This window comes from Desulfosarcina cetonica JCM 12296 (assembly GCF_001311845.1).
Classification (GTDB): Bacteria; Desulfobacterota; Desulfobacteria; order Desulfobacterales; family Desulfosarcinaceae; genus Desulfosarcina; species Desulfosarcina cetonica.
Genome location: NZ_BBCC01000145.1, coordinates 1 through 17,294, shown reverse-complemented (window position 1 = coordinate 17,294; position 17,294 = coordinate 1). Strand labels below are relative to the sequence as shown.

Here is a 17,294-nt window from a genome sequence, read left to right as displayed (position 1 = left end):
CTGGGTTTAAATAGTTCTATTCGTACGTTTTTCAAAAATTGAGAATTCCCCATCGCTTACGGCAATGAGTTTAATAAGCTGGGTTCAGCATTCCAGCTTACTGATTTCCTTCTTCAATATATTCAAGGCCCTGTTCAGTTCCACACGCCGATTGAACTGTTTCTCCCTATTTATCCGGCTCTCTAATTTGCCAGCTTCCCGTTCCTTGATGCGCAGGAGATCGACCCTTGAAACCAGGCTGTCAAGATTCTCCCCTTTCCTGAAAGGAAGAGGGCTCAGGTCTGATAGAAAGGATTGATAGAGCGCTCCCATGCTAAGCACCACCGGGAGTTCAGATGCCGGACCACTATCTTTCATCCAGCCGGATTGAAAGTAGCTGCTGATGACCCACTTGCTCTTGTCCGCTTCACTTGGTCTTTTGTAACTGGCCGCATACCTGGTTTTCCCGCCATATTTCAATTCAAAGAGGATGGGAGAGGGTATCGCCTTGTCTATCGTGTTCAGGACATCCTGTGAGAGTTCCCCGGTCCTTAAGGTTATTGTAAAGACCTGAATTTCCTGAACGCCATCACTGGCAGGAAGGTTGATCGTTGCGGGAGAGAGCTTGTAGGCCCAGGTTATCTTTTCGACCTGCTGGACGAACAGATTCTTGACCTTAGAACTGGGCGTAGCATGCTGATAAATCTTGCTTTTGGGGATCGCCCGGCCGAATCCGGCAGCAACAGGGAAATTGTATAAGGTCTTCACGCCCCTTCCTCCCTGACAACGAGGAAGGAGATAAGCTCGAAATCGTCCAGGCCCTGTATGGTATCGACCAGGGCGGTCGTGTTCACGCTTGAGAATAGGCTGTCTATATCCTTATCTTCCTTGACCTCGATCATCGTGTGGATAGCCTGCCCGAGAAGTTCGGAATATTTTACCATGTCCCTTCCGTCTTGCGTCTCAGAGTTGAAGCTTCTGCATAGCGGGGTGATAGGCGATTCCTGTCCTTTGCAACTGGTCCTGACCAGGTCCAGAAGGGGTTTGACCTGTGTATGGTCGATGATCACCTGCCCGTCATCGCTGATGTAGATGAGGTAGTATGGGTGCAGCCGGTTCTGTTGATTGACATTGACACCCGAATTCCTGTTTCTGAGCGTGAATATCACCCCCGGTCTCAATCCGATGTTTTCGTCTGTCGGGACAATGGCATGGAGTCCGTTCGGCAGATGCCCCAGATCACCATTGGCTTTAATGTAGTTCAGCAGGTCCATCCGGAAATCATTGAGTCCGAGGTCTGTTATGTTCACACCGGTCTTCAGGTCTTCGAGTTCAATCACCTCATCCTGAAGACGTCTGAGCTGCTCTTTCCGGTAGCTGACATCATTCGCCCGTGCTGTCAGCACATTGTCATCCCCTGTGGCTGTGACATCGGCAATCACCATCCGGTTCTCGACACGCTCTTTCAGATTGATGTATTCATCCAGAGAGATGTCAGGCCAGTAGTTCACCAGCTGGATGGATTTGTTGGTTGACCCGATCCTGTCGATTCGGCCGAACCGTTGGATGATCCGGACGGGATTCCAGTGGATGTCATAGTTGATCAGGTAATCGCAATCCTGAAGGTTCTGACCCTCGGAGATACAGTCTGTGCCGATCAGGATATCGATCTCGCCTTTCTCTTTGGGAAGGATCAGTGCCTTTTCCTTGGACACCGGGGAGAAGAGGGTCAGGACGGTATGGAAATCATACCCCCTTCTTTTATTGGTCTTGGCCAGGGTCGTTTTAGGAGCATCATTACCGGTCACCTTGCCTGTATGGATTCCTGCGCTCAGCAGATCACCGGATAGGTTTTCATAGAGGTAATTCGCTGTATCTGCGAACGCTGTGAAGATGATGACCTTCTTGTTCCCTGGATTTATCGGCTTCTTGATCTTGTTCTCGATATGGGTTCTGAGATGCTGTAGCTTGGAATCAGCTTCAGGCGTAACCTTCTGCATCTCTTCAAGCAATGCTGAATGATGCGAAGGTCTGCCGTGAGGTCATGCTCCCAGGATGGCAGATCCATATCGCCTAGGGCCACCTGGACCTTGCCGCCGATCATGAAATCGCCAAGCCCGGTCAGATCATCATCTTCATCTTCAAGATCGCCAAGAGAATCGGCCAGGTCGTGGATAGAGAAATCTTTACCGGATTTCTTGAACTGTCCGATCCTTTCCAGCATGCCTTTATGATTCTTCTCAAGTGAACCGAGCGTCAACCTGAACGACTCGACCGAGCTTTCAAGCCGCTTCAGCAGATTGGTCGTCATCAGGGATTGCAGGCTCTTTTCACGGTCAGCCTGTTTCAGTTTCCCTTTGCCGCCCTCAACGTCCGTATCATAAAGCTCTTCATATTTTTTCAGTCGGCTAGGCAGGATGTAGCTGACCGGTGCATATATGGACAGTCTTAGCAGCGATAGTTGCGTGTAGATGTCGTTGAAGCTCATGACATCTTTACGGCTTGTCAACGGGCAACGGAATGATAATGGCTTGCGCCTTACAGGGAACTGCCCGATATCCGTCGTATCATAGAAGGTCTCGATATGTTTCCTGGACCTGGCGATGGTGACGCTGTCAAGCAATTCGAAGAAATCGAAATCAAGGGCGTCCAGTATCGTTCTGGCTGTCCGCTGTTCAGGCGGTTGCTTTGACCATGAGTTGAAGGCGGCCTGTGCCTGTCGGAATATCTCCTCGACTGTCTTCTCGGTCTTCAATTTGCTGCTCAGGTTTTCCGATTCCCCTTCATAGGCCAGGGCCAGTTGGTTCCTGAGATCATTGAACCGGTTGTTGACCGGTGTCGCGGATAGCATCAGGACCTTTGTCTTGACGCCTTCTCTGATTACAGAGTTCATCAATTTCTGGTATCGGGTCTCCTTGTCCTTGAAGGCATCGTTGTTCCTGAAATTGTGCGACTCGTCGATGACCACCAGGTCATAGTTCCCCCAGTTGATCTTGCTCAGCGGTGTCCCGAATGACTCGCCGCTTGTGCGCTGCAAGTCTGTATGGCAGAGGACATCGTAATTCAGCCGGTCTTTGGCCAGGATATTGGTCACCAGGTTCCGGTTGTAGTTCAGCCAGTTGTCGGCGAGCTTCTTCGGGCACAGGACCAGTACCGAGCGGTTGCGCAGCTCATAATATTTGATGACGGCCAGTGCAGTAAAAGTCTTCCCAAGCCCGACACTGTCCGCAAGGATGCAGCCGTTATAGCTCTCAAGCTTGTTTATGATCCCTGTCGCTGCATCACGCTGGAAATTGAACAGCTTATTCCAGACGACACTATCCTTGTACCCTGTGCGGTCGTTGGGCAGGACATCTTCGTTGATGTCCTCAAGGAACTCATTGAAGATGTTATAGAGCATCAGGAAATAGATCTTTTCGGGCGAGTTCTCCTTGTAGACGGATTCGATATGTGCGCAGATGGTATCCGTTACATCTTTCAGCTTTGAATCATCGCTCCATATCTGATCGAAAAGATCCAGCCAGGACTTCGTCGAAGAAGCATCGTCGAATCTGGTTATGAAATTCGAGACAGCATCGCCTTGCTGATAGCCAAGGTCTACAGCCGTAAAGCCGTGAAGAGGCATATATGCGGCTGTCTCGTTTCCTTTATTCAGGCATGCGAACTGTTGCATCGGCGCTTTTGTGGAATTTGAGCGGAAGCTGGCCTTGCGCCTGATCCAGTCTGCACATTCTTTGGCGATGGCCCGTTGTGTCAGCTTGTTCTTCAGTTGGATCTCGAATTCGCTTCCATATAGGTTCCGTTCCCGCTGGTGCTTGGGGATGTGGAACTCCCGCCGTTCTTTTGCGACCTTGTCCGTCACTTCATTGGGAACGAACGTCGGGGCGGTAAAGATGAATTCAAGGGAATCGATCCTTTCAAGCTCTTTTTTCAGGGCTTCAAATGCATAGATGGAAAAGCATGAGGCTGCGATCTTCAGTCTTGCCCCTGGCTTGAGGGACTGTTTCAGATCATTCCCCCACAACGTGTTTATATTGTCCAAGATCTGCATTTTGTCGCTCACCTGTCTGTTATCCTTCTGCCTTATCATTATACCTACGGCTATAACGCATCAGAATGAACCCATATTTAAAAGCTTAGCTGAATGACAGATCAATCCCCACTAATGGAACGTGACTCTTTGCCCAATAACCCAATTTTTTATTATCGGCTTTATTTCCAAGTACTTGATTCATCAGAGGGGTGCGTCCCACCTTTTTTGCCCCCATCTATCGGCTTTGTCTTTGTTCAGCTCAGAACGAAATAGCTGATTTTATATATCATATTGTTTAATCATGTAAAACACCCTATACCCACCACACCTGCATTCTATCATGCCTTCATCAGGACTCTTTTTCTTGCTCTGAATATTGCATTACAAACCTTATAACCGCTCATAAAAGATCATGCGTTCAAGGAGGTCTTTTATGAAAAATGAACGCACAACAATTCAACGAGCTCTATGAAAAAAGGTTGGATGATCTATCCTCGTATATGAAAACGATACATGACGATGATGCCCGCCAGGAGGCACGTATCGGTATCTATGAAGCGCTGAAAAGTGACCATGACGCTACTGATAATTATCTGTTGAACAGGGCGAGATGGAACCAGTCAAATTCCAGGAGGAAAGGCAGGTCTGTCGACAATGGTTTCTACAAGCGTGATGCGATCAGGATCATGCATTTTGACTATATGCCTCTTCTTGACCAGGCCATCTATCAGTTGACACTTGAGAACAGAAGCACTCCCATTGATGATTATGTGATCGATAAGATCTGTCTCGAAAATCTGCTCGATGAGCTGTCAGCGCCCGAGTTAGATGTATTCAACTACAAAGTGCTTGATGAAATGACAGAGAAGGATGTCATGCAGAAATTGAGGGTCGGCCGTGACAGATATAAGCAGATAAAATCAGAGATCCGGAAAAAGTTTGATGAGGCGTTTTCGTATGGCTGACATGAATAGATTTTTGTTGGAATCCGATTGATTGGCTGGATCAGACAAAATCCTTTATGAATAGATTGATCTTCTCTGCGGCTCTGGTGTCGTTCTTCCTCACTATCCGTTGGATATTCGTCGTGAGCTGGTTCATCTCGTCTGATGCATGCAGAGGGAAAATGAACAGGTCAGATGGTGGGATCTCGAAGACTGATGCTATTCTTTCAAGCGTCTTGAGCGTGATGTTGACCTTGCCGTTCTCGATCCGCTGGTAATACTTATAGCTCAGCCCCAGGCCTTCCATATCCTCCTGCCTTAGGCCTTTTTCTTTCCTAATCTCTTTGAGCCGTTTCCCGATAAGTCCGGCAAGATCATCCATACGACGCTCCATTCTATATCCACTCTTAACACCCCTTCGATCATCCTAACACCTCATTAAGAATAGGTTTTATGTGTTGACACAGGCATCTCTGAATGGGTATTTGGTGCGATGACACCCATTCATGGGTTCTCGTTTCGTCTGCATATAAGATAGCAGGACAAGAGGGGACCCGGACTGGGCAAGTGATCGATGAATTACAGCATATTGAGAGGGCTAAGCGATGTTTAGGGAATCTTTAAATATGACAGCGCATAGGGAATAATCATGAACCTGAAATTTCTGAACAAAAGGATCATGGAGCTTGGGGAGATCAGCATAGATTCAGCGTGGCTCAACCAACAGGACAGCGATCTCGATGCCCTGCTCAAGGCCGGCCATTTCATGGACAAGGACAGGGTAATCAGGATTCTGAAGGCCAAGGACAGGCAGTTCAAAAAGCTCGACAGGGAAAAGGACCTGTTGCAGGACATCTTCAGGATGCTTGGAAGATGCCTTGACGATGACTATTCGAAGGCCATCTCGAAGAGGATACTAGGAAGCGATGAAGGGCTCTCTTCGATAGAGATATACGTCAGGAGGATCGGGGCTTTCGAAAGCCTTCTTGAACAGCGTTTCGCTGCAAGCAAGGCGATGCAGGCCGCTGTCAGAAGATCCGATGAGGACGAAGCCCTTGATCTTCATGTCAGGACAAAAGGGCATGAATCAGGCCTGATGGAACATCATGCGCTTGCCGAGCAGGTCCACGGCGAGCTCTACAGGTCGCTCCGGGAGGCAGACAGGACCCTTGCTGATGTGCCGGCACCCAAGACTTCATACCAGAGGATGGTGGCAATCGGCACAGCCATCGCTATAGGCTTCGCTGTGTATATGGCCGACCTTGGCCCCAAGGCAATAAAACTGGGGCCGAGAGCTGCACTGGCCGGTGATGTATTGCAGCACAGGTCAGTCAACGACATACTCGCTCCGATAAAGAACAAGGTCTTCGTGGACAAGGATACCTACCTTCAGGAAGTGGCTAAAAGTGATAAGGCTGTTGTGTTCTTCTATAACGGACAAGATGATAAGACAGAGATATGTAGGAGCTTGGCCCAAGTATGGTCATCTGTTATGATTAAATATCCAAAAATCAAATTGATATGCTATGACATGGATAAGGAGAATTTGTCAGGCCAGTATTATATCGACAATTTTGGATTCACTGGGACACCGTTCTATTCCTTTATAGCCAAGGGCAAGGTTTTATTCAAACATAAGGGGGGACCCAAGAAAAGCAGGATTTTGAATGAGATTAAGGTTCAAGAGAAGAATATGCTCGAACTATCTTCAATGTGATGTGATGATGATAAATAGTAAAAAATTACAATGCCTTTTGTTAATGTTGATCATAGTCTGCTGTCCTTTAGTATTTGCATTTTCCAGCGGTGATTCTGACACAAATAAAGATTTCGAAGACCAGTTCCAGACAGACCCGGTCAGTGCAGCACAGAATGATCCTGAGACAGCCAAGCAGGACCGGTATTGGAATCAGATGACCGATGCCGACAAGGATAACCTCTATAGAGAAAATTTCGATGATTTCAGGGACAGGTTCGATGAGCAGTGGAAGGATGACGGCGTCGATATCGCCTCCCCCCATGGCTCGTTGTATGATCCCCAGGCCAGGGAGCTGACCTTTCCTGACGGGACGAGCGTACCCTTGGATACGATGGCCGGAAGAAGGATCGAATACTCGGCCGGCAAGGTGTTTATCGACGGTCAGGTCTACACCGGCGCTTCATCGATAATCGGCAATCCTGACGGCTCTGTCACGGCTGACAGCGCCTCTCAGATCCAGACCTCGACGACCGGGCTGTGGGACGCTGCTGGCGTGACCGTCTATCCTGACGGTTCCCTCCATGCCGACCAGGCGGGTGTCATCTCCTCAGGCACAGTACAGGTCATCAATGCCGCCGATTTCCGTTCTGATGGGGACATTTTCACTGTCGGCGACGCAGACCAGGTCATCGTCGGAACATGCCTGGATTACCATGATGTGACCGACACGACGTTTGACGTCGATCCAGGCTACAGCACAACGACAGCAGAGGAGACGATCAATGTCACGGATTGCGGGTCAGAGCCTGTATATTTCATCCCGACAGGTGAAGGCATTATGACGATAGAAATCGATGCCGACAACTACAACATCTCGAACGGTACTCTGAAATATCTCAGCGACACGCTTGTCGTCAACGACACAGCGCATGTCGAGATCGGCGACAAAGGTATCCATTGCGCGACGCTTACACCGCCGTCGACATATTACTATTCAGCGCCCGATCCCAAGGACGATTTCGCCCTGCACGACAACATCGACGATTATCATATCTGCTTCAGGAGGCAGGACGATCCGGAGATGCCGGCCCCGAAACCTCCCAATGACGGGCTGGTCGATTTCGAGCTGAAGTCATTGTTCCTGATAGGCCAGATCCAGTACTTCAGGCATCCGCTTATCAGCGACACAGTCCTTAACCTTGATTTCAGCAATGTGTATGACGGCAGGAACCCGACGACTGTGGCCCAGATGACGCTGAGCGGTTCATATCTCAGTGCATTCAATGTGTTCGATATCAACGGTCTTTCAGCTGTATCGAACCCTGCTGAATACCTGACCATTGTCGAGGATGGCACAACATGGGTCTCGCTCTCCCATCTTCGGCCGCCATCATCGAACATCGCCCTTCACTACAATGACGCGACGATCGAGAACAACGAACTGAGATCAGGCAACCATACGATCCAGCCATTGGATGATGTGAAGCTTGCTGAGTATGCGGCAAGCCTTGATCAGGAGAAGAAAGAGCTGATGATGGGATGATAGAAAATGTTAACATTTTTTCAATATTTGCATAAAGGAGAGCAGTGTGGTCGATATGCCCAATGGCAATGCGACTCTTGCGGCAGGACTGAAATGTAAAGGTATGAATATCATCTGGTTTCTTTTCCCTATTATGTGACCAAATCAAGGTTGTTGTGAAATATTATTAGTATGTTCGAGTTGTTATCTATTTCATTCCAAGTCCCTGCTGGTTCCGGTCAATTCATGATGTTTCACGATGAGTGGTTTATCGTATTTTATCCGTAAGATGCCAGATATATAGCCATTTATGGCATAGATAGAAAAGATTTTTTACCCTCCTTCTATCTGAAAATATTGACCAAATCCCTTCCCATTATTCTTGGAATTTGATACTTGAGCTTCATTCAAGTTGATACCAAGATCCAAGATAGCCATCGGAATAATATCATTCATCTTTTAGGACGGTTAGCTGTTGACAAACCATTAGGTAATTGTTACCGTGTCAACGGTAAGCATGGTATTAATGGTTCTTTAGGGATTGAGGGTAACAAAGGTTATGATGGTATTAAACGGAGAGAAGCATCAGACTGTTTCTGATGCAGCAACATATTTCGGTGTAAAAACTAAGACAGTGAGAGAGTGGATCAAGAAAGGCATTATTTCAGAACCGCCATCTGTGACTCATGGAGTTCGGACGGTAGCCACTTTCCCGGACGATTATCTGAGGAAGGCACAAACTGAACGAAATGACTATTTAAAGAATAAGAATAAGAAATAGATTTCCGGAATATTTATTAAGATAAGGGTTACTAACATGGATATGGAAGCATTAGTTAATAAACTTCGTGCTTCGCAGAGTCATGAAAAGTCCATTAAGGCTATTTGGAAGGCTGCATATGAATGGAGTCTTCCTAAGGACAGATCACACGATGTTAATGATCCTTTTCAGCAAATAGCTATTCTTTTATACAATAAACTCAGCGAAAGATGTGTTGTACCTTTTGATTTCATATCTTCGTTTGTGTTTCTGTATAAAGAGTGCGTAATTGAAAACAATCCAGATTCATTCCGGGACTTGAAAGAAAAAATAAAAGAAATCGATTCCTTTGTTTCAATAGAGGATCGAGTTGATCATTATTGGACGAAAAAGGGATCTGTTTATATTGCTAGGGCAAAAGATAATGTAGAGTTTTTTATTGCCGCCAATGGAGACCTGAGAAAGAATTTTCCGCATTTTGATTCTTGGTATAAAAAAAGTCCTGATTCAATATTTGACTTCTACCGAAAATCGATACAAAAGTCTTTGCCCCGTTCCGGATATCTCGTCTATGTTGACAAAATGATTGGACCCCGAGGTCCTTTCAAACTAATGGATGAAATATCGAGACAATTTCCTGGATACGGTCTAATCATTTTATCAAATGGTAAGATTGAAATCAAGAAAGAATGCCAAAAAGAAAATTCAACAGAATATTGCATTTTGTATGATCTGATATTGAGTGGTGAAGGAATAAAATCTTATATTAGCCGAATTAAAGATAAATTTCCAAATCTAAAATTTTCCCGTAGCATAATTCTTTATAATGAGAAGGTAACCAGGAAAGAACTTGAGCGGAGTCTGTATAATGACCCTACAGATAGCACTATACACGATATAACAGGTAGCGATTTCTTATATAAAAAATGTATTCCTTTTTTGACTTTCGATGAATACAAGGAAGTCCTTCTTAGATATCCTATGGAATATACCATAGGCAAACCTGAACCAAACGCATTGGAAGATATGTTGTTTGGGCTCGGTACAGCTGTAGGTTTTGGCGATATTGATGTTGCAAATAGGTTTGCTTCTGCGGGCCAGAGTCTGACAAGACAATATAGAAATCTTAGAAGATATGTTTCATCAGAGCACTAAGGATTTTATAAAAAAACATCGGACGCTCTCAATAATCCTTTCCATCGTTTTTGCTTATTTATTATGGGTTATTTTTCTTCTAAACTGGTCTTTTGCAATTAAAATCCTAATAACTTCTGTACTGATTTTTTCCTTCTTTGCAAACACCAGGACTGTCTTTTTTGCGACCTCATTGATGTTCTGTTTGGTTTCCTCTCATTTCGATTCTGAATTTTACCGAATAGGAGCAAAATATCTAATACTGTTGCCAACAGGGCTCATGGTTTATTTTTTTCTTTTCCATTGGTATCAGTATTTGCGAGATGTTAAGAATCGCCAGCAGAGCAATATTATAACCACTTACTGTATATCTTACCTCTTTATAATTATCTATTTTGCTCTTGTATATTATATAATCAACCGGACAGGTGCTGATTTCGTACTGTTGGATGTGAACACTGCTTCTCCGGTAGACTACCTGTATCATAGTGTCATGACTGCAACTACTGTCGGCTATGGAGGAATCAGACCTAATTGTGGCTATTCCAGATTTATTACAATATTTGAGCCTTTATTAAGCGCAGTTGTCCTAGTTGCAACATTATCGGTGATTTTGAGCGATACTTCCAAGGATCAAAAGGAACCCCAGGAGGTCATTTCAGAAGAGGACGCAAAAATGTTATAGCCGAGAAAAGAACGGCCTTTATGCAAATAATCCTCAGCTAACAACATCGGAACGTCCATTTTATCCGAAAGTATACCCTGTACCCATCGCTCCTGCACTCGACCAGACCCTTATCGAGCAGATCAAGGTACCCTTTGGCCTTGTTTTTTCCCACCCTTGCCTCTTCCACGATCTTGCTGAAGTGGACCTCTTTGAATTTCCCGGTATGCATGTCGCATTGGTCAGCAAGGTAGTTCAGGATCTTGATGTGCGGATGCCGCAGTTCTTTATCGTTCAGCATGATTTCGGATAGATGCTCCCTGAATCCGCCCACGTCCTGCATCCTGCTTTCCTTTATGACCCTTTCCCTGAAACCGTCAAGCCCGTGCCTTGTAAGCTGGTCCTGAGCGTTCAGTATCTCAACGCTTTGCTGTTGTGCAGCCATCAGAGCATCCAGTTTCTTGTCAATATAAGCAATATAGAAAAAAATATCCTGGATGTCCGCTGCATTTTTCATTTTCACAGATACCCCTTGTCACGGAAGGATATGTATTTCTCATAACCGATGATGACGTGATCGAGCAGATCCATCCGCATTATGTCGCAGGCCTTCTTAATCCTTTCTGTAATGTAGAAATCCGGTTTGCTCGGCTCAGGGTCGCCTGAGGGGTGGTTGTGCGCCAATAAGATCCTGGTACTATTACACATATATGCAGATTGTAGCACATCGTATGGCGTCAGTGTGGCAGATTCTATTCCTCCCCTTGCCGATTCATGCACACCGACGACCTTGTTCTTGCTATCGAGCATTACGGAAAGCACACTCTCCCTGGCCTCGTATTGCAGGGGCTTGAGAAAATCGTAGACCTGCCTTGCGTTCGAAAGGTAGGCCGGCTCATAATCGTTCTGCCTCTCAAGCTTAAGGTCGACTTTGTATCCCTTGTATCCGTTGTCATAATAGGATTTCGGTAGCACATACGGTTCAACAATATTTTCGAGTTCAGGACTCTCCTTGGCCCTCTCTATTGAGATCCGGCCGTTATCCACTTGGACGGCCACTAGCTCATCAGGCTTCAGGCCCGCATCGTTCACCATTCTTCCACTTATCTTGATGAAAATCTCATCATGCTCATTTATTGTTTTTGGCACTCTTATGAGCTTCTTTCCCATTTCCATGTTTATCACCTGTCCGGGGATTTTTCGTCCCTAGACAAAGGTAACGTAGCGGAATATTAGAATGCCATCACGAAAAATTATGAGATTCTGATGGTGTGGTTTTTATAGTGTTCACTGGCGGAAGTATGTCTTTTTAAATAATGCTGGAAAATATTGCAGTAGACGTTTTTTATTTGTGGTCTATGTCATAATATTTATCCCAAAAACGGAAATATTTCATTTTTTCAGCTGTAAACCTTTTTATATCATCCTCTCGTCCTGTCGTTATCGGGGGTTTTACGTTGAGGATAGTCGATTTCAAAGTAAATGAAGATGACGGGATAACTCTTAAGCTCAAAGCGACGACTAAGGAGTTCAAACAATTGAAGGGTGACATCTCTCATCTGTGCATGTTCTCCGTGGATTCGATATTGAAACCAAGCAAGGTCATAAAGACAGGGGCACGTCACAATGCAGCCCGGTGGTTTCTGTTGCCCATATGCTTAAGGGCAAGATTCCATGGATTAGACTACGACAGACTAAAATGTAGCTGTCTGGACTACGGAGACAAAGTCTTCTTCATATTTGAGGCCAGAAGGAAATGATGCACTATATCAACATCCCGGAAAAGCTCCTTGCTACTTCTGCTGCATCGAAACAATGGACGCAGGCGTAGTATGCGGCCATCTGAGTCGTCGGACAGTATTCACTCTTTTTGAGTCCTTTGATGAATTCTGCTATCGCATCCGGATTGAATCTGACATGAATCAATTCATGTTGGGTGGAGGCTGATAAAGAATTTATATGGCTCAATTCCAGTTCTGATAATGGCATTTCGATCTCAACAAACGCTATCAGACTGTAAAGATATCTCTGTGAATCAAGACCATATGCGATAAAATCGATGCTCTCCTTTGATAGTTCATCGATGCCCAGCTCCATCTTTGCGCCTCTGATCAAAGGATTAATAAAGAAATTGATACTATAGAGGTCATCCTCGACCGAGTCAGGGCGGAGTATATCTTTTATATCATCTTCTCCTAAACCTTCTTTCTTGAAAACAGTACTCAGATAAGTCATTTCCTCCAAAGACGGCGCTCTCCTTGGGGTTACGCATATAGGAAGGCCCATCAGCTCTTCACCGGTCCCAAGGCAAAGGGAACCTTTCCTTTTTGCAAAGATCGCATATCTCTCTGATCCGTCCCTTACAACCAATAAGGCCGCAGGACTAATGCTGTGCGCAAATTGCGGAATAGGTCTGTTGACATCAATCTCTCTTGATATCTTATTTTTCCTTGCCTCGTATTCCTCCTGCGTTGCGAGAAAATAGAAATAATCAGTCGGGAAGAGCTGGAATTCAAGGCTCAATCTCCCATGGATATGCCTTGCCTTGGTGCCATAGACTCCATATGAAGGCCCTGGATAATATTTCCATTCAGGGTTCGATAGCCAATCTCGGAAAAGTTTATCACGTCTATATTTGACCGGTTCTTCAAGCCAGTCATCGGCCTTTCCAGATCCTATATGGCTTACAGTGATTTCACAGTTTACATCGACTTGGCCGAAGTATAATCCTTCAAGCCAATCCCGTTTAATCTTATCTCCTGTGCGCCTTTTTGCTCTCTTGTCGAGCTGTTTATTTATGATCTGGATATCGAAACATGGTATTACGTATTCATTCTCTTTCCTGATATAGAAAGGTATATTTTCATCATCGATATCATCTTTTCCCTTCTTATGGATCTCTTTATTCACTTTCATTATAAGGCTGAAAGGCCCTTCTTCCTTTTCCTTTCTTTATCTTCGGAAGAAATATTAGTCCCCCATATCCGTTCGATCAAAACGTCTTGGTCAATCCTACCTTTTTTATCAATTAGTGACCCATTAAAGCATGCTTCTATTATGGCGATCCTTGTCTTAGGCGAGCGTCTTTCTTGAGGATTCTTTATCTTTTTAAGGACTCTTGTCATCAAGCCTTCTGGTTCAATAGATTCCATGGCCCAACCTTTCTATTAGGAAAATTCCGGTAAATTATCCGATAAATTATCACAAGAATGTTCTGATGTAAAATCCCACCATAAATCTCTTAAACAAACGTAATAATTGATAAAAGTTGACATTCAAGTTTCCGGCGGTATAGGTTCTGTATAATCAGTTGAGCGGGCGACGAACAATTTAACGGTTTTTCTGGATATGCAGAGAAAGACACACAGTGGGGTTGAGGGCAGAATTAAGTTTAAACTAAAATTTGGAGCCAAAGGGTTTAACATGTCGGATCGATCATCAGAACCAATTAATATCGCAATAATGGAGAATGAAAAAGACTCTTTTGATTGGCAATACAACCCCCTTGCTGAAGAGATGTACTGGTTTGTCGACTTTTTCAACATCGCATTCTTCAAGGATAAACCTGTTCCGATACCAGCCATATCATTCGACCGTTCAAGGATTAAAACATTTGGCCACTATGTAATAGGAAGAAATGCCTTCGGAGTTTCTCAAAACATTAATCTTAATTCAAGGTACTTGAATCGTCCTTTATGGGAAATACTGAAGACATTGCTTCATGAGATGGCTCACAGTTATGAATATATCTATGTCCGTCCAGAGAAACGGACAAAGAGTTGGTATCATTCAAAGGCATTCAGAGAAAAGATGATGGATTTCGGTCTTGAATGCGATGAGAAAGGCCAGCTTCGAAGCTTGAATGATCCATTTGTATTCTTGCTCAAAAAGCATGGGGTAACATTCCCTGAAGAAATAGAAAGAAGATCCAAATCATATCTCAATATTATTTTTGCGCCTGAATCCAAAGGGAAGTCCAAGACGAAAAAGTGGTCATGTGATTGCACGAATGTGAGGGTCGCGATCAAAGACTTCAGGGCTAAATGTTTGAAATGTCACAAGGAATTCGAATTGAATGAATAACGAATATAACCACCTTAAGTTTAAACTCAAATCGAATGTTCACAATCATCAAGGTTCAAGAAGTATTCAGCTGGATTTCCATCAGTTTCAATTATCAAAGGAAAGCCATGTTTAGCCTCATAACGATTATTCAATCCGAGAATCGTCTTCGGCGCAAGGGATATCCCGCTCTCAAGCTCGATGTTCCTGCTCAACTCCTCCAAAGTCATGGAGCCGCCGAGCTGTGTGCATGCATAGGAATTTTCTATGTATTCATCTATGTGTCTTCGAAGATGCATATATCGTTGCGATTGGTTTCTTATTCTTTCCCGTTTAGACTGATTGTCTTTTTCGTTTTGCCATCTAACAGAACCAGATTTTTTTTGATAATTTTTCCGATGAGCAAACAAGTATATTTCAATAGTGCTTCTGTTTACATTGTATTCATCAGCCAGGATTTCAAGACACTTCCACTTTTTGTGATATTGAGAAAGGTCAGCATACCTTTTTCGCCAAATATCCAAAAGCTCTGGAAAATTATTTGGCGTATTTTTTTGCCAAACCGGTACAACTTTCTTTTCCATCCATCTTTATGGATGCAGCCCATATTTTATAACCTTTTTGATGATGGAAGGAGAATGACAAGTGACCAAAGAAGACCTTAAACAAGCCATCGAAGAAATGAGGGAGCTAATCGAACATTATGTAAAAAATAAGGAGGGCCGAAGCTGGTTGCTTTTGGACAATTTAAAAAAAGCCGAGAAGCAGTGGTTGGATTCCTTTTTCGATCTCATGAATAAGCCGGTCGTCAAGAAGCCACGCGCAAAAAAGGCCAAGGCCAAGCCTGCACCTGAAAAACCACTGTCCATTGGTCAGGCGCAAGAAAAGGAGCACGGCGATCGACCATAGAGGCACAGGTGTTCTTGTCATAATCTGACATTATTCATTCTTAATAATGACCGTTGTCTCCGTCGCCTATTACATCTTTAGAGGTGATCATGATGAGGTTACGGAGACAATCATCGTTTCGGGGATGGCGATTACTTTCATGTTGGGATTCATAAACATCTGGGCGCTCCTGATGACGTTTGTTGCTTTCTATATTATCCAGTCAGGAATAAGGCAGGCGTGCAAGAACAGGCAGAAACCATAATGAATTGCATGAGGACATGATGCTATGGGACCAAGCGAAGCCTTCAAGTCAGGGCAGGTTGCCTACTCTCAAAGTCCAGATACAAGGGAGAAGTTTGTATCTCTCCATTTGGCGAAAATCGAAAAGGAGTCAGCGAGCAAAAGGAGGTATGCGACGGAAAGGATTCAGGCCTGCACAGATAACCTTGCGATGATCGCAAAAGAGCTTAACAGAAGAGGCGCTGAGTCATTTACCGCCCTCATGCAGAATGGATTGAAGATCCTGATATTTACGATTACCGCGATCATAACGATCCCTGGGGAATTCATGTTCACTGTCTTCACGTTGAGGTATCTTGGCATGGAAATGGCCAAGATATACCTCATGTCAGCGGCGATCATGGTCGTTTCGTTCGAAGCCTTCGATCTCTATCTGAGAGCCTACCGTAGCAACAACCCTCAGCACGACAATGTAATTTTCGCCTTCTTTGGCCTGTTGTCGGTGATCTCGGTGATCGCGTTGTTCTATTTCCTCTGCCACATCAGGAGCGAGATGTTAAGCATAAATACCCTGACAAGCCTTACCGGCGATCCTGAAAAGACCCTGGAACTTACAGAGCGGTTCTATAAGAATAACGGCGCATCGAATTGGGTAATGGTATTCTTGACGATGACCTTCCTTATCGTGACTTCAGTATCATACCACCTCACCAAAGCACTAGTTATTGGGAATTTCGTGGTGGCTACACTATATCTCCGCAGGTATTTTAATGGAAGGCGGATTGCAGGTTTACAAAAGGTATTGGACCGGACCGAGACGGCTGTAGAGACCTTTCTGACCGACTTCGAGAAGGGACTCATACATGCAGAGCTTAGGTCAGGGAACCGATATGCTGGTGCTAGTATCAGTCCACAACGAACTTCCGACGCCCATCTTTTGGACAAGCTGCTACTGTACCTCATGCATCCTATCAGCATCTCCTTTATCGTTATGGCGATCATCATATTTTTGGTCCCCAGGATCACGAGAGGCGCAGAATATATCATCGCCATCGATATCTCGAAGAGCGTTGCCGCAGGGGATTATGTCGGGACCAGTGAATTCGATAAGAATATGGGATCGATTGCAGAAGTCATCAAGAGGCTTGACGTAAGTGATAGCATCAAGGTCATCGCGATATCCGACCATTCATTCACAAGGCCACAGCTTTTCATGGATGAACGCATCTCGACGGAAAAAGGTCTGTTCGGCGAGATAGTGGCAAAGGATAAGGTCCGGATCGAGAAGGAATGGAAGGACCTGAACATCAAGCCATCCGCCTCGTCAACTGATATCTTCGGCGCTCTCAATTTTGCATCCATTCTT

17 protein-coding genes are annotated in these 17,294 nt (G+C 44.9%); 9 read left to right on the top strand and 8 right to left on the bottom strand.

Features of this window, described 5'->3' with window-relative positions; genetic code table 11:
- Nucleotides 1-84: 84 nt before the first annotated feature.
- The 3 genes from JCM12296_RS24720 to JCM12296_RS42455 are packed head-to-tail and all read right to left on the bottom strand — an operon-like array spanning nucleotide 85 to nucleotide 4,042.
- Nucleotides 85-747, bottom strand: a complete 663-nt coding sequence (locus JCM12296_RS24720) for a DUF4391 domain-containing protein (protein WP_054698935.1) — start codon at nucleotides 745-747, stop codon at nucleotides 85-87.
- A complete protein-coding gene (locus JCM12296_RS42460) occupies nucleotides 744-1,979 on the bottom strand; it encodes a C-terminal helicase domain-containing protein (RefSeq protein ID WP_218188258.1) in 1,236 nt (411 codons plus the stop codon). The genes JCM12296_RS24720 and JCM12296_RS42460 overlap by 4 nt, the downstream gene beginning before the upstream one ends.
- A complete protein-coding gene (locus JCM12296_RS42455) occupies nucleotides 1,898-4,042 on the bottom strand; it encodes an SNF2-related protein (RefSeq protein WP_218188257.1) in 2,145 nt (714 codons plus the stop codon). The genes JCM12296_RS42460 and JCM12296_RS42455 overlap by 82 nt, the downstream gene beginning before the upstream one ends.
- Before the next feature lie 410 nt (nucleotides 4,043-4,452).
- On the opposite strand from JCM12296_RS42455, the gene JCM12296_RS24710 reads away from it, so the two are divergent.
- Nucleotides 4,453-4,977, top strand: a complete 525-nt coding sequence (locus JCM12296_RS24710) for a hypothetical protein (protein ID WP_054698933.1) — start codon at nucleotides 4,453-4,455, stop codon at nucleotides 4,975-4,977.
- Nucleotides 4,978-5,017: 40 nt separating this feature from the next.
- Here JCM12296_RS24710 and JCM12296_RS24705 read toward each other — a convergent pair whose 3' ends face one another.
- Nucleotides 5,018-5,338: a helix-turn-helix domain-containing protein gene (locus tag JCM12296_RS24705; RefSeq protein WP_054698930.1), complete on the bottom strand. Its 321-nt coding sequence runs from the start codon at nucleotides 5,336-5,338 to the stop codon at nucleotides 5,018-5,020.
- Between the two features lie 267 nt (nucleotides 5,339-5,605).
- Here JCM12296_RS24705 and JCM12296_RS24700 point away from each other — a divergent pair, with 267 nt between their 5' ends.
- The 5 genes from JCM12296_RS24700 to JCM12296_RS50800 all read left to right on the top strand — a co-directional run bounded on the left by JCM12296_RS24700 (nucleotide 5,606) and on the right by JCM12296_RS50800 (nucleotide 10,756).
- Nucleotides 5,606-6,673, top strand: coding sequence for a thioredoxin domain-containing protein (locus JCM12296_RS24700; RefSeq protein ID WP_054698928.1), 1,068 nt, complete (start codon nucleotides 5,606-5,608; stop codon nucleotides 6,671-6,673).
- 196 nt (nucleotides 6,674-6,869) lie between these two features.
- Nucleotides 6,870-8,198 carry a hypothetical protein gene (locus JCM12296_RS24695; RefSeq protein WP_157067875.1) on the top strand — a complete coding sequence of 443 codons (1,329 nt, stop codon included), beginning with the start codon at nucleotides 6,870-6,872 and terminating at the stop codon, nucleotides 8,196-8,198.
- Between the two features lie 538 nt (nucleotides 8,199-8,736).
- A complete protein-coding gene (locus JCM12296_RS51560) occupies nucleotides 8,737-8,958 on the top strand; it encodes a helix-turn-helix domain-containing protein (protein ID WP_479690882.1) in 222 nt (73 codons plus the stop codon).
- A 36-nt stretch (nucleotides 8,959-8,994) separates the two neighbouring features.
- On the top strand, nucleotides 8,995-10,092 hold the full coding sequence (locus JCM12296_RS24690; protein ID WP_054698924.1) for a hypothetical protein: 1,098 nt from the start codon (nucleotides 8,995-8,997) through the stop codon (nucleotides 10,090-10,092).
- The gene (locus JCM12296_RS50800) at nucleotides 10,073-10,756 is read left to right on the top strand and encodes an ion channel (protein ID WP_054698922.1); all 684 of its coding nucleotides are present in this window, start codon (nucleotides 10,073-10,075) and stop codon (nucleotides 10,754-10,756) included. Before JCM12296_RS24690 ends, JCM12296_RS50800 begins: the two co-directional genes overlap by 20 nt.
- 37 nt (nucleotides 10,757-10,793) lie before the next feature.
- Here JCM12296_RS50800 and JCM12296_RS24680 read toward each other — a convergent pair whose 3' ends face one another.
- From JCM12296_RS24680 to JCM12296_RS24665, 3 genes are all read right to left on the bottom strand, one after another.
- Nucleotides 10,794-11,252 carry a hypothetical protein gene (locus JCM12296_RS24680; RefSeq protein ID WP_054698920.1) on the bottom strand — a complete coding sequence of 153 codons (459 nt, stop codon included), beginning with the start codon at nucleotides 11,250-11,252 and terminating at the stop codon, nucleotides 10,794-10,796.
- Between the two features lie 2 nt (nucleotides 11,253-11,254).
- The gene (locus tag JCM12296_RS24675) at nucleotides 11,255-11,911 is read right to left on the bottom strand and encodes a JAB domain-containing protein (RefSeq protein ID WP_083456480.1); all 657 of its coding nucleotides are present in this window, start codon (nucleotides 11,909-11,911) and stop codon (nucleotides 11,255-11,257) included.
- Nucleotides 11,912-12,499: 588 nt separating this feature from the next.
- On the bottom strand, nucleotides 12,500-13,645 hold the full coding sequence (locus JCM12296_RS24665) for a hypothetical protein (RefSeq protein ID WP_157067874.1): 1,146 nt from the start codon (nucleotides 13,643-13,645) through the stop codon (nucleotides 12,500-12,502).
- A 438-nt stretch (nucleotides 13,646-14,083) separates the two neighbouring features.
- Here JCM12296_RS24665 and JCM12296_RS24655 point away from each other — a divergent pair, with 438 nt between their 5' ends.
- Nucleotides 14,084-14,818, top strand: coding sequence for a SprT-like domain-containing protein (locus tag JCM12296_RS24655; RefSeq protein ID WP_054698910.1), 735 nt, complete (start codon nucleotides 14,084-14,086; stop codon nucleotides 14,816-14,818).
- Between the two features lie 26 nt (nucleotides 14,819-14,844).
- Here JCM12296_RS24655 and JCM12296_RS38905 read toward each other — a convergent pair whose 3' ends face one another.
- Complete coding sequence (locus JCM12296_RS38905) at nucleotides 14,845-15,381, bottom strand: hypothetical protein (RefSeq protein ID WP_157067873.1); 537 nt, start codon at nucleotides 15,379-15,381, stop codon at nucleotides 14,845-14,847.
- A gap of 61 nt (nucleotides 15,382-15,442) precedes the next feature.
- On the opposite strand from JCM12296_RS38905, the gene JCM12296_RS24645 reads away from it, so the two are divergent.
- Together JCM12296_RS24645 and JCM12296_RS24640 are read left to right on the top strand one after the other, a co-directional pair.
- Nucleotides 15,443-15,706 carry a hypothetical protein gene (locus tag JCM12296_RS24645; protein WP_054698907.1) on the top strand — a complete coding sequence of 88 codons (264 nt, stop codon included), beginning with the start codon at nucleotides 15,443-15,445 and terminating at the stop codon, nucleotides 15,704-15,706.
- Nucleotides 15,707-15,974: 268 nt separating this feature from the next.
- Nucleotides 15,975-17,294: vWA domain-containing protein (locus JCM12296_RS24640; RefSeq protein WP_157067872.1), on the top strand; the 1,320-nt coding region annotated here is incomplete at its 3' end.